9 protein-coding genes are annotated in these 13,983 nt (G+C 65.2%); 5 read left to right on the top strand and 4 right to left on the bottom strand.

All coding sequences use genetic code 11. The annotated features are described in order from the left end of the window. Positions 1-110 precede the first annotated feature (110 nt). Positions 111-1,562 (bottom strand): protein adenylyltransferase SelO, encoded by a 1,452-nt coding sequence (locus FIV42_RS26725; RefSeq protein ID WP_141200651.1) that lies wholly within the window; start codon positions 1,560-1,562, stop codon positions 111-113. Between the two features lie 198 nt (positions 1,563-1,760). On the opposite strand from FIV42_RS26725, the gene FIV42_RS26720 reads away from it, so the two are divergent. The 5 genes from FIV42_RS26720 to FIV42_RS26700 all read left to right on the top strand — a co-directional run bounded on the left by FIV42_RS26720 (position 1,761) and on the right by FIV42_RS26700 (position 9,254). Next, positions 1,761-2,675, top strand: a complete 915-nt coding sequence (locus FIV42_RS26720) for a sensor histidine kinase (RefSeq protein WP_141200650.1) — start codon at positions 1,761-1,763, stop codon at positions 2,673-2,675. A 122-nt stretch (positions 2,676-2,797) separates the two neighbouring features. After that, positions 2,798-3,577 carry a hypothetical protein gene (locus FIV42_RS26715; RefSeq protein WP_141200649.1) on the top strand — a complete coding sequence of 260 codons (780 nt, stop codon included), beginning with the start codon at positions 2,798-2,800 and terminating at the stop codon, positions 3,575-3,577. Between the two features lie 5 nt (positions 3,578-3,582). Then, the gene (locus tag FIV42_RS26710; RefSeq protein WP_141200648.1) at positions 3,583-4,677 is read left to right on the top strand and encodes a hypothetical protein; all 1,095 of its coding nucleotides are present in this window, start codon (positions 3,583-3,585) and stop codon (positions 4,675-4,677) included. 94 nt (positions 4,678-4,771) lie between these two features. After that, positions 4,772-6,076: an efflux RND transporter periplasmic adaptor subunit gene (locus tag FIV42_RS26705; RefSeq protein WP_141200647.1), complete on the top strand. Its 1,305-nt coding sequence runs from the start codon at positions 4,772-4,774 to the stop codon at positions 6,074-6,076. Beyond that, positions 6,069-9,254: an efflux RND transporter permease subunit gene (locus FIV42_RS26700; protein ID WP_141200646.1), complete on the top strand. Its 3,186-nt coding sequence runs from the start codon at positions 6,069-6,071 to the stop codon at positions 9,252-9,254. Before FIV42_RS26705 ends, FIV42_RS26700 begins: the two co-directional genes overlap by 8 nt. 187 nt (positions 9,255-9,441) lie before the next feature. On the opposite strand, the gene FIV42_RS26695 is transcribed toward FIV42_RS26700, so the two are convergent. From FIV42_RS26695 to lpdA, 3 genes are read right to left on the bottom strand one after another with little or no spacing between them, the layout of a single operon-like run. Then, on the bottom strand, positions 9,442-10,638 hold the full coding sequence (locus tag FIV42_RS26695; protein ID WP_141200645.1) for a hypothetical protein: 1,197 nt from the start codon (positions 10,636-10,638) through the stop codon (positions 9,442-9,444). Positions 10,639-10,691: 53 nt separating this feature from the next. Further along, positions 10,692-12,563 (bottom strand): fatty acyl-AMP ligase, encoded by a 1,872-nt coding sequence (locus FIV42_RS26690; protein ID WP_141200644.1) that lies wholly within the window; start codon positions 12,561-12,563, stop codon positions 10,692-10,694. Between the two features lie 10 nt (positions 12,564-12,573). Next, a complete protein-coding gene (gene lpdA / locus FIV42_RS26685; protein ID WP_141200643.1) occupies positions 12,574-13,980 on the bottom strand; it encodes a dihydrolipoyl dehydrogenase in 1,407 nt (468 codons plus the stop codon). Between the last annotated feature and the right edge of the window lie 3 nt (positions 13,981-13,983).

Below are 13,983 nucleotides of genomic sequence, written 5' to 3'. Positions count from 1 at the left end.
CCGCAGCCCTCGTCGCTGCCTTCGAAAGCCAGCCTCATCTTGCCCTCGTAGTTCAGCGCGCCCCAAATAGATGGCGCCCGTCGTCTGCAAGGCCTTCTCCCTCTGCCCTCTCATGTTCCGCAAAACGTCACGTGCACCTGCTCGTCGGGACCGGGAGGCAGGGCGAACTCGCTATGCGACGCGTCGTAGGCGTACGGGTCGGCGAGCACCTCGACCAGCTGGTGGAAGCGCGAGAAATCGCCCTCGCCTACCGCGGCGTCGAGCGCCTCTTCGACGAGGTGATTGCGGGGGATGAAGACCGGGTTGGCACGCACCATCAGCTCGGCCTGTTCGGGGAGCGTGGCCGCGTCGTCGTCCCGGCGCGCTTGCCATCGCTCGACCCACGGGCCGAACGCGTCGGGCAGCGCCGACAACTCGGAGTCGAAGCGCGGCTCGACCAGTTCGGTGAGGCGCACGAAGGTGAGCGTGTAGTCCGACTCGTCGACGTACATCAGTTCGAGCAGGTCGGTGAACAAGGCCCAATCCTCCTCGCGCACCTCCGACAAGCCCAGTTTCTGGGCCATGCCCGCGGCCCACGCGTCCTGGAACATCTGCGGGAAGGCGTCGACGACGTCTTGCGCCTGCGACACGATCGCCTCGTCACGCTCTGTCGAGGCGAGCAGCGCCTGAGCCAGCCGCGACAGGTTCCACTGCGCGATTTTGGGCTGGTTGCCGTAGGCATAGCGTCCGTGGCGGTCGATGGAGCTAAACACCGTCGACGGGTCGTAAGCGTTCATGAACGCGCACGGCCCGTAGTCGATAGTCTCGCCGGACAGGAGCATATTGTCAGTGTTCATCACCCCGTGGATAAACCCGACGAGCATCCATTGGGCCACCAGCCGCGCCTGTCGCTCGGCGACCGCGCGCAGCAGGTCGACGACCGAGCCGCCTTCGAGTTTGGGATAATGACGCGCGACGACATGCTCGGCCAGAAGCTCGACCGCGTCCGTGTCCCCGCGGGAGGCGAACCACTCGAAGGTGCCGATGCGGATATGACTCTTGGCGACCCGCACGAGCACGCCGCCGGGTAAAATCGTCTCGCGGCGCACCGACTCACCGGTCGTCGCGGCCACGAGCGAGCGCGTGGTCGGAATCCCCAGCGCGGCCATCGCCTCGCTGACCAGGTACTCGCGCAAGACCGGGCCCAGCGGGGCGCGGCCGTCGCCCCGGCGAGAGTACGGCGTTCGCCCCGAGCCTTTGAGTTGGACGTCGAAGCGCTGGCCGTCGCGGTCGATGACCTCGCCGAGCAAGAGCGCTCGCCCGTCGCCGAGCCTGCCGGCCCAGTTTCCGAATTGATGTCCACCGTAAACCGTAGCGATGGGCTCCGAGCCGTCCAACACGCGGTTGCCGACCGCGAATTCGGCGCCTTCGGGCGAGTCGAGCCAATCGGGGTCGAAGCCGAGTTGCTCGGCCAGCGACGTGTTGACGCGCACCACCTCCGGAGAGGCGACCGGTTCAGGGGAAACTCGCGAATAGAAGCGCTCGGGGAGCGCGAGATAGCTGTTGTCGAATCGTACTTTCATACAGCACACGATACCCGAGGCGCCGTGTGGTTCAAGACCAACGAGAGACGCCGAAAAAGCCACGAATAGTGCCAATTACACGCCGTTTGGCGCGTTTACACACAACAAAACAGAGGTTAGTCTCTAACTATTGCTCGGAAGATCTTCGTTCGGCGTCGGCAGACGCGACTCGCCTGGTGCAGCCCAAGGAGAAGCCAAATGCGTCCCATCAGGACTGCGTCGATCATTGCAGGCTCGTTCCTGCTCGTGTCGGTCGTTTACCTACTGACCTCGGACTGGCTGACGAGCCACGCGGCCACAAGCGCCGAGCAGCTCGCTCGGATGCAGTCGTTCAAGGGGATTGCCTACGTCAGCGTGGTGGCGCTCGGTCTCTTTGCGCTGACGAGCCGCATGCTTGCTAACCTCGAAGAGAAGGTCCTCGACTTGCAAAAGGGGCGCGAGCAATTGCTCGACACCGAGCGCCGCACACTCGCCGGCACCCTGGCCGCCTCCATTGTCCACGATGCGAATAATCTGGTCGCGGCGATCAAGGCCAACGTCGAGTTCGTGGCGTCCACCGGCGAGCTCGGCCAGATGGAGCGCGAAGCCCTCGAGGACGCCAACGAGGCGATCGAACGATTGACGCGCCTGAACCAAAAGGTGCTGGTAGCCGCCAAAAAGAAGACCACCAACGCCATGGAGACCGTTGACCTGTCGGGCTTGGTCTCCGAGACGCTGGCGATGATTCGCACGCACTCGAAGCTGACCGAGCGCACGTTGCACACGCACGTCGAAGGCGACTTGCGTGCCCCGGTCCACGTCGAGTTGCTCACCCACGCGCTCATCAACCTGGTGCTAAACGCCGCCGACGCCACGGGCGCCGAGGGCAAGATTCGCGTGTCAGTGGCGCGCAAGGCCGACATGTTGGAGTTGCGCGTCGAAGACAACGGCCCCGGGATCCCCCTCGAGAAGCGAGACGCCGCGCTCGAACCGTTCGTCACCAGCAAGGAAGACGGCACTGGCCTGGGCCTCTTCTCGGTCGCCTACTGTGCCGACCAGCACCGAGGCAGCTTCGAAATCGGCGACTCCGAGCTTGGCGGCGCCAAGATGTCCCTGCTTCTTCCGCTGGGCTGAGCGAGCAAATCGGTGCAACTTAGCGCTCCTTAATCGTGCGAAGGCAGGCGTTGAATCAGGCTGCGGGCTATTGTACCGTTCGAGCAACAATTACGTGCTGCATTTCCTACCCCGGAGAGCCGGTGTCCAGACCTACGCTCACCTGTTTGTGTGTGCTGTTTATTTGCCTTGGGGCGGCGAGCACAGCCACGGCCCAAGAGAATCCGACCGTCGAGACTTCGCAGTCCAAGGCGCAGATCAGCGAGCTGCAGACCAAACTCAACGACGAAGCGGTCAGCGCCATCATTCGCGGCGAGCCCGAGCGCGCTGTGGCGCTGCTCAACGAGTCGTTGGCGTATGGCGAGGCCAATATCACCTATCTCAACCTGGGTCGTGCTTATCAGAAGCTCGACAAGTGCGCCGAGGCGCGCGAAGCCTACGCCAAGGTGGCCACCGCGCCCGCGGTCGAAGAGCCGCCGGCGACGGTGGTGCTCCAGAAGACTGAGGAGTACCTGGCCGAGCTCGACGAGCAGGACTGCAAAGGGGGCGTGCAACTCGCGCAGCCACCTGCCGAAGTCGGCACCGACGGCCAGAAGACGTGGGGATGGGCGGCCATCGGCACTGGCGCGGCGTTTTTGGGCGCCGGGGTGACGATGTTCGTGCTCTCCAACAATGAGGCATCCAAGGTCGAGGACGCGCGCACCGACGGGCGCGTGGTCGACTTCCCGGCGCGCGAGGTTCCCGAGGTCGAGCGGCGCGCGAGCCTGTACCTGAACCTCGGCATCGGAGCGAGCGTCGCCGGCGCGGCGTTGACCGGCGTCGGAGCCTATCTGCTTCTCGACGATGACGGCGAACAAGTCGGGCGTCTCGACGTGCGCCCGGTGTCGCAGGGCGCCATGGCAACCTTCCACCTCTCGTTTTGACGGCTATGCAATCACTCCTCACGACCCGAATTCTCGCAGTGCTTGTGGGGGCGCTGGCGAGCGTCTGCTTCGTCGGGTGTCAGGTCGAGCTCGACCGCACCGGCCAATACTTTCGTTGCGAGACCCAGCGCGACTGCAGCAGCGGTTACGAGTGCGTGTCGGTCGACGGTCAGTTGGCCTGCGTGCCCTCCGGTGAGGTCGACGGGTTGCTCGACGCGAGCCAAGACGCGACTACGGACGCCGCGGATACGAGCACGCCGACCGATACGGGAGATACTGACACCTCCGACGCACAACCATCCGACGTCGGCCAGCCCGATGCGGATTCCGGCGACGACGTGAGCACGCCTGACGGCGGCTGTACCCCCTGCGAAGCCGGCTGCAGCGCCGATCTACGCCAGAAGATCGTGTGCGCCGACACCGACGGCGACGGGTGCGAAGAGCCGCGTGCGATCGAGTGCGACGGCACGCGCTACTGCGACACGATCACCAACGAGTGCGAGTTTTGCGGAAACCAAGCCTGCAACCTCAACGACGAGCCCAGCTGCACGCCGGCCGGCATCGGAGAGTACTCGACCTTTATCCGTAGCTGCGTCCAGCAGGACGACGGCTGCGGCGAGCTCGTGCTCGAAGAGTGTGTCGATGGCGTGTGTGTGGCCGACACCTCGCCGTATTGCGCCGTGCACGAGTGCAACCAAGACCAGTGCTCGCCGAGCCTCGCCGCGATCCTGCGTTGCCAGACCGACTCGCTCACCGGCCAGCGAAAGCTGGTCACCGGTCAACAGTGCAGCCCGAATCAGCGGTGCCAGAGCACCAACGCGGGCCCAGCCTGCGTGTGCCAACACCAGTGCTCGCCGGGTCAAGAGCGCTGCAACGGCGACACCTACCAGACGTGCGTCACCGGCGCAGACGGCTGTCATATTTGGCAGTCGGACACCACCTGCCAAGGAAGCAGCCACAACGCGACCTTCGGGTGCTCGAACGGAGTTCAAAAGTGCGTCAACGGGCCGACCGACGCCTGCCTCAAGCCTATCGTCGAGCAGTGCCCCAACGGGCAAACTTGCACCCAGACGGGACCGGGCTCTTACCTCTGCCAATAGCCCACCACAACCACCTATAATCGCTAGGCTTCTAAGCGATCCGACTTACCTTCAGGCACGTGTGCGCTGACTCGCTCGTTGCAGGTACCTGAAGATGAGTCCAAAGAACCCGATTGCGACAAAGCTGGCGAAGTTTGGCTTGCCGGTGCTCGTCCTCGCGGCGGCGATTGGCGGCGGCGTGCTGCTCGTCGTCACCCAGGAGGAGCCCGTGCGCGAGCAGCCACGTGAGCGCCGCGTGCTCGTGGAGACAGAACCGGTCGAGGGAGGCGTCCACCAGTTGAACGTCACATCCGCCGGCGAGGTGATTCCGGCGCGCACGGTCCAGGTCACCCCTCAGGTCGCCGGACGCGTGGTCTGGGTCAACGACAAGCTCGTGCCCGGCGGTGTGGTCGAACAGGGAGAGACGCTCTTTCGCATCGACGCTCGTGACTACGAGAACGCCGTCGAAGAGCGGCGCACCGAGCTCGAGCAGGCACGGGCGCAGCTCGAACAGGAGCGCGGCCGCGTCCAGGTGGCCGAGCGTGAGTGGGAGCTATTCAAAGACGAAGTCGATGAAGGAGTCGAAGACCCCTCGCTCGCCCTCCGTAAGCCGCAGCTCAAGAGCGCGCGCGTCTCCGTCCAAGCCGCACAGGCGCGCCTCGAACAGGCAAAGCTCGCCCTCGAGCGCACCGAGGTCGACGCACCCTTCGACGCGTTCGTGCAGACAGAGTCACTCGATCTGGGCCAAACGGTCAGCACGCAGTCACAGGTCGCCACATTGGTCGGCACCGACACCTTCTGGGTACGTACGTCCGTGCCAGTCGATAAGATATCTTACGTCAACATTCCGGGCGTCAACGCACAGCAAGGCTCGCCGGCGACGGTCGAACAGGACGTCGGCGGCCGAACCATCGAGCGTGTGGGAAGGGTCGCCAAGCTGCAGGGTGACCTCGACCCGCAGGGGCGCATGGCGCGCCTTATCATCGAGGTGCCCAATCCCTTCGGGCTCGAGCAACCCGAGGGCTCCGTCGCCGGAGACGAGGTCGGCGGGGACGAGCCCGACGCCGGCCAAGGAGCTCAGTCGAACCGCGACATCCCGCTGCTATTGAGCGCCTTCGTCGACGTTAAAATTGCGGGACCCACCGCCGAGGACCTCGTGGAAGTGCCGCGCGAATCGCTGCACGGAGGCAACCAGGTCTACGTCTACGCCGACGATGACACTCTCGACATTCGCGACGTCGAGGTCGCCTGGGAGCGCACCGAGACGGTGCTCGTCAGCGAGGGCGTCGCCCCCGGCGAACGGGTGGTGACCAGCCCCATCGCCACGGCGGTTGAAGGGATGAAGCTGCGTCGTGCCGATGAGCGCTCCCCAGATGGCGAAGAGCAGCCGGCCGTCGGCGGGGGGCCTTCCCATGACTGAGCCCACGACCGAGCAAGGTCCCAAGCCGCACAAAGCATCGGACGTCAGCAAGAAGGGCCCGCTGGCGTGGGCGGCCAAAAATACCGTCTTTGCCAACCTGCTGATGGTCGTCTTCATCGTGGGCGGCCTCTTGATGGCTGGTCAGGTCAAGCAGGAGGTCTTCCCCGAGGTCGATCTCGACATCGTCACCGTGCAGGTGCCCTACCCCGGCGCCGGCCCCGAGGAGGTCGAGCAAGGTGTCGTTCTGGCGGTCGAAGAGGCCATTCGCGGGGTCGACGGCATCAAGGAGGTGCGGTCGACGGCAGCCGAAGGCGTCGGGGTGGTCACCGCAGAGTTGATGCTCGACACCAACGACCAGGAGGCGCTCAACGACATCAAGAGCGAGGTCGACCGCATCACCTCGTTTCCGGAGGACTCCGAGCGGCCGATCATCAGCCTGTCGAGCAACCGGCGCGAGGTGCTCTCCATCATCCTTCACGGGGACATCGGTGAGAAGAAGCTCCACCAACTCGCCGAGCAGATGCGCAGCGAACTCTTGGCCAAGGAGAATATCTCGCTGGTCGAGATCACCGGAATTCCCGAGCCGGAAATCAGCATCGAGGTGCCTCAGGAGAACCTGCGCCGGTTCGACCTGACCCTTCCGGAGGTCGCCGACGCGGTGCGCGAGGCGTCCATCGAACTCCCCGGCGGCGCGGTGCGCACCGAGAAAGGCGAGATTCTCCTGCGCACGACCGAGCGGCGCAAACAGGGCGAAGAGTTTCTGGATATCGTGGTCAAGAGCCAGCCCGACGGCACCGAGGTCACCGTCGGCGACCTCGGAATGGTCTTCGACGAGTTTCGCGAGACCGACCGTGAAGCCTATTACGACGGCGAGCGTGCGCTGAGCGTCCAGGTGTTCCGGGTGGGCGACCAGTCGCCGCTCGACATCTCCGAGACGGTCCACGAGTACCTCGACGGCGTCGACTTGCCGCCTAACGTCGACGCGGCCATCTGGAACGACCGCTCCGAGATTTTCGACAGCCGTATCAACCTGCTCATCAAAAACGCCGCGCTCGGTCTTCTGCTGGTAATCGTGCTGCTGGGGCTGTTGCTGGAGGCGCGCCTTGCCTTCTGGGTCACCCTGGGCATCCCGATTTCGTTCCTGGGCGCGTTCTTGTTCATGCCCGCGCTCGACGTCTCCATCAACATGATCTCGCTGTTCGCGTTCATCCTCACCCTCGGCATCGTCGTCGACGACGCCATCGTCGCCGGTGAGGCTGCCTATGCGCAGCGTGAGGAGGGGCGAAGCAAGCTCGAGGCGTCGATCGCCGGTGTGCGCGAGGTGGCGCGTCCGGTCGTCTTCGCGGTGCTCACCACCATCATCGCGTTCACTCCGATGCTCTTCGTGCCCGGCGTATCGGGTAAATTCTTTCGTAATATCCCGCTGATCGTCATTCCGATTCTGCTCATCTCGCTCGTCGAGGCGCTGGCCATCCTTCCCGCGCACCTCGCCCACGTCGGCGACCCTGCCAAGGAGGGGGTCTTGGCGAAGCTGCATGGGTACCAGCAGAAGATCGGAGGCTGGCTCGAGAGCTTCGTCGAGAACGTCTATTACCCATCGGCCAAGAAGTTCTTGCGGTACCGGTATATCACCCTCGCCGCGAGCATCGGGCTGCTCGTCTTGGCGGGCGCGTATGTCTACAGCGGGCGAATCAGCTTCAACTTCATGCCCAAGATCGAGGGCGACGAGGTCTCAGTGAGCCTCGAAATGCCCTTCGGCACGGCGGTCGAGACGACGCGCGAGGCGACCGACAGGCTCATCCGGGAGGCGCGGGCGGTGCTCGACGATGCCGGCGGCGCCGACAAGATCGGCCGCGGCATCTACGCCGACGTCGGCACCGTCGCGGCCGGCGGCGGGCCAGACGCGGTCTCCACACAGAGCGGCGGACATTTGGCACAGGTCACAGTCTCTCTGGTCGACGCCGGCCAGCGCGACATCACCGCCTCACAGCTCACCAAGCAATGGCGCGAGCGTGTCGGCGAAATCCCCGGCGCCGAGAGCCTTCGCTTCCAGTACAGCATCGGCGCCAGCGCCGGTGAACCTGTGGCCATCGAGCTGCGCCACGAGGACCGACGCATCTTGGAGGAGGCCGCTTCGCGGCTCGCCGAGCACTTGGAGACCTATAATGGGGTCTTCGACATCGACGACGGCTTCCAGCGCGGCAAGGAGCAGCTCGACCTGACGCTCAAGCCCGCGGCGCGCGCGCTGGGCATCACCGAGTCGGAGCTCGCCCGACAGGTGCGCAGTCACTTCTTCGGCGCCGAGGCCAAGCGCGAGCAGCGCGGCCGCCACGAGCTTCGCGTCTACGTGCGCCGCCCGGAGCGCGAACGCGAGACCGAGCATACCGTCGAGAATCTGCTCATACGCACCCGTGACGGCGGCGAAATCCCTCTCGACCAGGCCGCCTATATCGAACGCGGCCACTCCTATACGTCCATCGAGCGTGAGGGCGGCGGCCGCGTGGTCGACGTGACCGCCGACGTCGACACCGACGTCACCAGCGGCAACGAGGTCACGGCCAGCCTCGAGCAGAACTACCTGCCCGAACTCTTGGCCGACTACCCCGGCCTCTCGTACGAGCTGACCGGCGAGCAGCAAGAGCAAGCCGAGACGATGGCCGCGCTGGGCAAGGGCTTCCTCATCGCCCTGCTCGTCATGTTCGCGCTGATGGCCATCGCCTTTCGAAGCTACGCCCAGCCGATCGTCGTGCTCTTCGCCATTCCGTTCGGCCTGGTCGGCGCCCTCGGCGGCCACATGCTCATGGGCTACGACCTCAGCCTAATCAGCATCCTGGGCATCGTCGCGCTGGCAGGTGTGGTGGTGAACGACTCGCTGGTGCTCATCGCCGCGGTCAACGACTACCGGCGCGAAGGCCGAGATCCGCTCGAATCGGTCGCCTCCGGCGGCGCCAGACGCTTCCGCCCTATCCTTCTCACGTCGCTGACGACCTTCTTTGGCCTCATGCCGATGATCCTGGAGACGTCGGTGCAGGCGCGCTTTTTGATCCCAATGGCCATCAGCCTCGGCTTCGGCGTGCTCTTCGTGACGGTGATCACGCTCGTGATCGTCCCGGCGGCGTATATGGCGGTGGAGGACGTGAAGCAGTTGAGCAAGAAGGCGAAGGAGGCGGTGACATAATTGGGAGGACCATACGGGCTGCGTATTGGGGCGTGGTTCTGGCTCGCTGCTCACTCTACATAAGCAATTAAGGACATAGGGGCTGCGAGCCTGAACGACTGGACGATTCGCAACCCCTATGTCCTTAATTGCTTATGTAAATGGCGTAACGAACTTGCAAGGCGGCACGCCAATGCATTCCCCTAGCTCAATGCCAAAACCCAATCCCGAAGCCGAAGTTCTGATACCCGGGCGCCACATCGATGGCCGCGTTGAGCCGCCAATCCCACCCCAGCGTCACCCGTAGGTCGGCTCCGGCCGTCCCGTGAAAGCGCCCGGGATGACCCGAGTAACGACTCGGCTCGAAATAGCTGCCGGCGCGCAATCGGAGCAGGTTCGGCACCACCTCGCTCTCCACGCCGGCGCGGGCGCTCAGCGTGAGTTCGTCGCCGGCGCGCGCGTACTCCTGGGCGAGGAACGACTCGATGCCGATGGCGTTGTCGGTGGTGCCCGTCAAGATGAGGTCGGCAGCGACGAGGACGTAGCGCCGGTCGCCGACGGAGCTGTTCGGCCTCCTCTTGTCGAAGGTGTAATGCGGGTTGTACGCGCGCTCGCCGAAGCGCCAGCTTCCGCCGATGCCGACTTCCCAGGGCGCGACCACGCGCTCGGGCTCGAGGCGCAACTGGAAGGCCTCGGCGCTTCCGACGACGTCGGTCTCCTCATCCGCCGGCGTCCGAAAGCGCATGCCCAGCCGCCACGGCTCGCCGTGCGGGGCGGCGAGGCCACCCCATAAGACTTGCGTGGTGCTCAGGTGGAAGAGTTCGTCTCGCTCGAGTTCCTCGCCGGCGACGCCGAACTGAATCGTCTCGGAGGCCATCCCCACGATGAGCTGGCCGTCGTAGAACGCATAGCCCAGGCCCATGCCGCCGGCCATCTGCGTCCAGGTGACCGCCTCGACACGAACGCCTTCTTCCGGGTCGGTCCAGCCGAGGCGCTCGTCGAAGGTGTGCGGGGAAGCGTGCAGACCGAGACCGAAGCGGCCGAACTTGAGGTCGAAGCCGAGCTCGACGTAGCTCGCGCTGTCGACGTCGACGGCCACCGGCGCGGAGTTGAGCGCGGCGTCGCCGCCTTCGGGCATCGTCACCCACGAGAGCGCCCAGTCGTAGTCGAACCAGTCGTCGACGGTGTAGCTATAGCGGGTGGCGAACGAGGCCGGGTTGATGAGGTGGGCGTCGGCGCCTTCGGCGACGCCGATAAACGCGCCACCCATGCCGATGAGGCGGTTCGAGGAGACCACCGGGCCCTGGTAATACTCGATGGTCACCGGCCGGGTGACCTGTTGCGCCTGGGCCGGGGCGGCCAGCGCGAGCAGCGCCAAAGTCAGAATGGGAACCAGGAACTTCACGGTCGACTCGAAGCTTCAAGCGAGTGTGCTCGCGGAGCCTAACCGTTGGGTTGTCAGTCTGGCAACACGATCGAACGCAACGTTTCCGAGAGGTTGCCGACACGTTGTTTCACGAAGTGACGCATCCGGTTGACCATCGAGCGCGCCACGTGCTTGCCCACGGAGGTGACGTCGACCTTGCGGCTGGCGGCGCGCATCGTCTTGCCGAGCTCACCGCTCAGGTATTGCTCCTTTGCCTTCGAGCGCTGCAGTTTTCCGCTGGATGTCTTCGGCAGCGTCGCTCGCCCGACGATTTCGACCTGGGAGACCTTGATGAACAACTCGCGGGAGACCGCGCGCTTGATGTCGCGGGCCATGCGGCCGGGGTCGACGTCGCCCTTGGCCTCAGCAATCACAACGAGCTCTTCGCTCTCGCGAGTCTGCAGCGAGAAGGCAACGACGTTGCCCTTGCGAACACCGGCCACCTCCGAAGCTTTCCACTCGATTGTCTGCGGGTCGAAGTTGCGCCCGTTGATGATGATGAGGTCCTTCTTTCGGCCGGTGACATAGAGTTCGTCGCCGACCATGTAGCCGAGGTCGCCGGTGCGAAGCCCGTGCTCGGTAAAGGTCTCGGCGGTCTTCTCAGCGTCGCGATAATAACCCGCCGCTACGCTCGGTCCCTCGAAGACAATCTCGCCGACCTCACGGTCGCCGAGCACGTTTCCTTCCTCGTCCATGATCTTGACGCTGTGGCGGGGAAACGCACGCCCGCAACTCACGAACTCGTGCGCTTGGCGCTCGCTCATATCCGTATCTACCCCACCCAATGGGCGAGCAACATTCTCCTGTTCGTAAGCGTTTGGGCAGACACGGTCGGTTTTGACGGGCTCCTCGACGCCGATAAAGCTCACCGCCAACGTCGCTTCCGCCATGCCGTACGCCGGCACCAGCGCCTCGGGACGCAGGCCGGCCGGGGCGAAGTGCTCGTTGAAGGAGCGCATCGTGTCGGGGTGAATCGGCTCGGCGCCGCAGCCGGCCACGCGCAGGCAGCTCAGGTCGAGCGCGGCGACCTTCTCCTTGGGGATTTTCTTGGTCGCCAGCGCGTAGGCGAAGTTCGGCGCGAAGGTCGCCGCCGCGCGGTATTCGGAGATCGTCTCGACCCAACACTCCGGATACATCACGAAGTCGAGCGTCGGGATAAAGGACATCGTCATGCCGGTGCTAAGCGGCGCCAGGGTCATCCCGATGAGGCCCATGTCGTGGTACATCGGCAGCCAGCTCACACCCTCCTCCGTGTCGAAGTCGATCTGGAGCCCCTGATGGACGATGCCATACATATTCGCGCCCAAGCTTCGGTGCGTGACCATCACGCCTTTGGGCGCGGCGGTACTCCCGGAGGTGTACTGCAAGAAGCAGAGGTCGTCGGGCGAGACGCCGGGGCGCGTGATATCGGCCGGGCCCGATTCGGCGAGGTCCTCGATGCAGACGACCTCTTCGAGCGTGTCGACCTCGGAGATAAGCGACCACATCACCTTTTGCAGGCGCCTCGACGTCACCAGCACCCGCGCGCCGCTCGCCTCCAAGATGCGCGCGTTGCGCTCGACGTAGGCGTCGAGCCCGCCGAAGCCGAGCGGGGGAAACAGCGGCACCGGGACCATCGCGCCGATCACCGCGCCCAAGAAGCCGCGCAGAAAGTCTGGATTCTCCGGCAAGATGACGGCGACCGAGTCGCCCTTCTGCAGCCCACGCCGCTCGAGCCCAGCCGTCACTGCCGAGGCGTTCTCGACGAGTTCGCGGTGACTCATCACCATCGGCTCTTCGCCCACCTCCAGAAAGCGAAACTCGCCTCGGAGATCAGGTCCGCTGTCGAGGATCGCCCACAATTCGTCGGTGAGGGTCCAGTTGTCGGCGTACTGACTGCTGTCGGCGAGTCGGTGTGCTTTCATCGGCAAGACCTCAAATGTGCGTGGCTTCCCCAAAGACGTCTTCCGACGCCTCCATCAATGTCTCGGACAGCGTGGGATGTGGATGAATTGTAAGCGCGATATCTTCGGCGCGCGCGCCCATCTCGATGGCCAAGGCTGCCTCGGCGATGAGCTCGCCGGCCCCGGGCCCGACCATGCCGACGCCGAGGACCCTCTGCGAGTCCGGGTCGACGAGCACCTTGGTCAGTCCGTCGGAGCGCCCGGTGGTCAGTGCACGACCGGAGGCCGACCAAGGGAACCGACCGATTTCGACCTCCCGGCCTTCGTCCTGCGCCTGGGCCTCGGTCAGCCCGCACCAGGCGACCGCCGGGTCGGTGAAGACCACCGCCGGAATGGCGCGCGGCTCGAAGCGCGCCTTCCGTCCGGCGATCACCTCGGCGGCGACGCGGCCCTCGTGGTGCGCCTTATGAGCGAGCATCGGCTGACTGACGACATCGCCGATGGCGAAGATGGCGGGCTCGGTCGTCTGGCGGCTCTCGTCGACGACGATGAACCCGTCGGGACCGACCTCGACGCGTGTATGCTCCAAGCCGAGCCCGACGCTTCGCGGGCGGCGACCGACGGCCACCAGAATCCGGTCGAACCCCTCTTTCTCGTCGTCGACGTCCGGCCCGTGGAGCACGACCTCGGCGCCCTGCTCTAGCTGGGAGGCGTCGCTGACCTTCGTCTCGAGGTGCACCGCGTGGAGCCTCGCTTTCAGTCGCTTCGCCAACGGCTCGACAAGATCGCGGTCGACCCCGGGCAAGAGCCCCGGCGTCGCCTCGACCACGGTCACCTCGCTCCCCAGTGCGTTGTAGACAGTCGCCATCTCGAGGCCGATGTAGCCTCCGCCCACGACGAGCAGGCGCTCGGGAACCTCGGAGAGTTCGAGCGCCTCTTTGGAAGACCAGATGGCGTGCGAGTCGAGCGGAAGACCCGGCAGCGCGGTGGGCTCGGAGCCGGTGGCGATGATCGCGTGGCGGAACTCTATGCGCCCGGGCCCGTCGGCCCCCTCGATGCGAAGCGTGCGGTGGTCCTCGAACTGCGCCCGGCCGCGGACGTACTCCACGTCGCGCCGCTCGGCGAGGTGGCCGAGCCCGCCGGTGAGCTTGTTGACGACGCCGTCCTTCCACTCGCGCAGCTTGGCGGCGTCAATCTCCGGCTCGCCGAAGCTCACACCGAGTGCGGAGGCGTCCTTGGCCTGCTCGATCAATTCGGCGACGTGCAGCAGCGCCTTCGACGGGATGCACCCGCGGTACAGGCACACGCCTCCCGGATTCGCCTCCGGGTCGACGAGCGCGACCTGCAAGCCGAGGTCGGCCGCCATGAATGCGGCCGCGTAGCCTCCCGGCCCTCCGCCGATGATGACCAACTCGCGTCTTTCGACCTGTGCGCCCATCGT

Source organism: Persicimonas caeni, from assembly GCF_006517175.1.
Lineage (GTDB): Bacteria > Myxococcota_A > Bradymonadia > Bradymonadales > Bradymonadaceae > Persicimonas > Persicimonas caeni.
This window is presented reverse-complemented; position numbering and strand designations above follow the sequence as displayed.

What these genes read in the sequence shown, in the direction of transcription:
- FIV42_RS26700 (WP_141200646.1), top strand. Translation starts at nt 6,069, where the DNA reads ATGACTGAGCCCACGACCGAGCAAGGTCCCAAGCCGCACAAAGCATCG.
- lpdA (WP_141200643.1), bottom strand. Translation starts at nt 13,980, where the DNA reads ATGGGCGCACAGGTCGAAAGACGCGAGTTGGTCATCATCGGCGGAGGG.
- FIV42_RS26725 (WP_141200651.1), bottom strand. Translation starts at nt 1,562, where the DNA reads ATGAAAGTACGATTCGACAACAGCTATCTCGCGCTCCCCGAGCGCTTC.
- FIV42_RS26705 (WP_141200647.1), top strand. Translation starts at nt 4,772, where the DNA reads ATGAGTCCAAAGAACCCGATTGCGACAAAGCTGGCGAAGTTTGGCTTG.
- FIV42_RS26690 (WP_141200644.1), bottom strand. Translation starts at nt 12,563, where the DNA reads ATGAAAGCACACCGACTCGCCGACAGCAGTCAGTACGCCGACAACTGG.
- FIV42_RS26710 (WP_141200648.1), top strand. Translation starts at nt 3,583, where the DNA reads ATGCAATCACTCCTCACGACCCGAATTCTCGCAGTGCTTGTGGGGGCG.
- FIV42_RS26720 (WP_141200650.1), top strand. Translation starts at nt 1,761, where the DNA reads ATGCGTCCCATCAGGACTGCGTCGATCATTGCAGGCTCGTTCCTGCTC.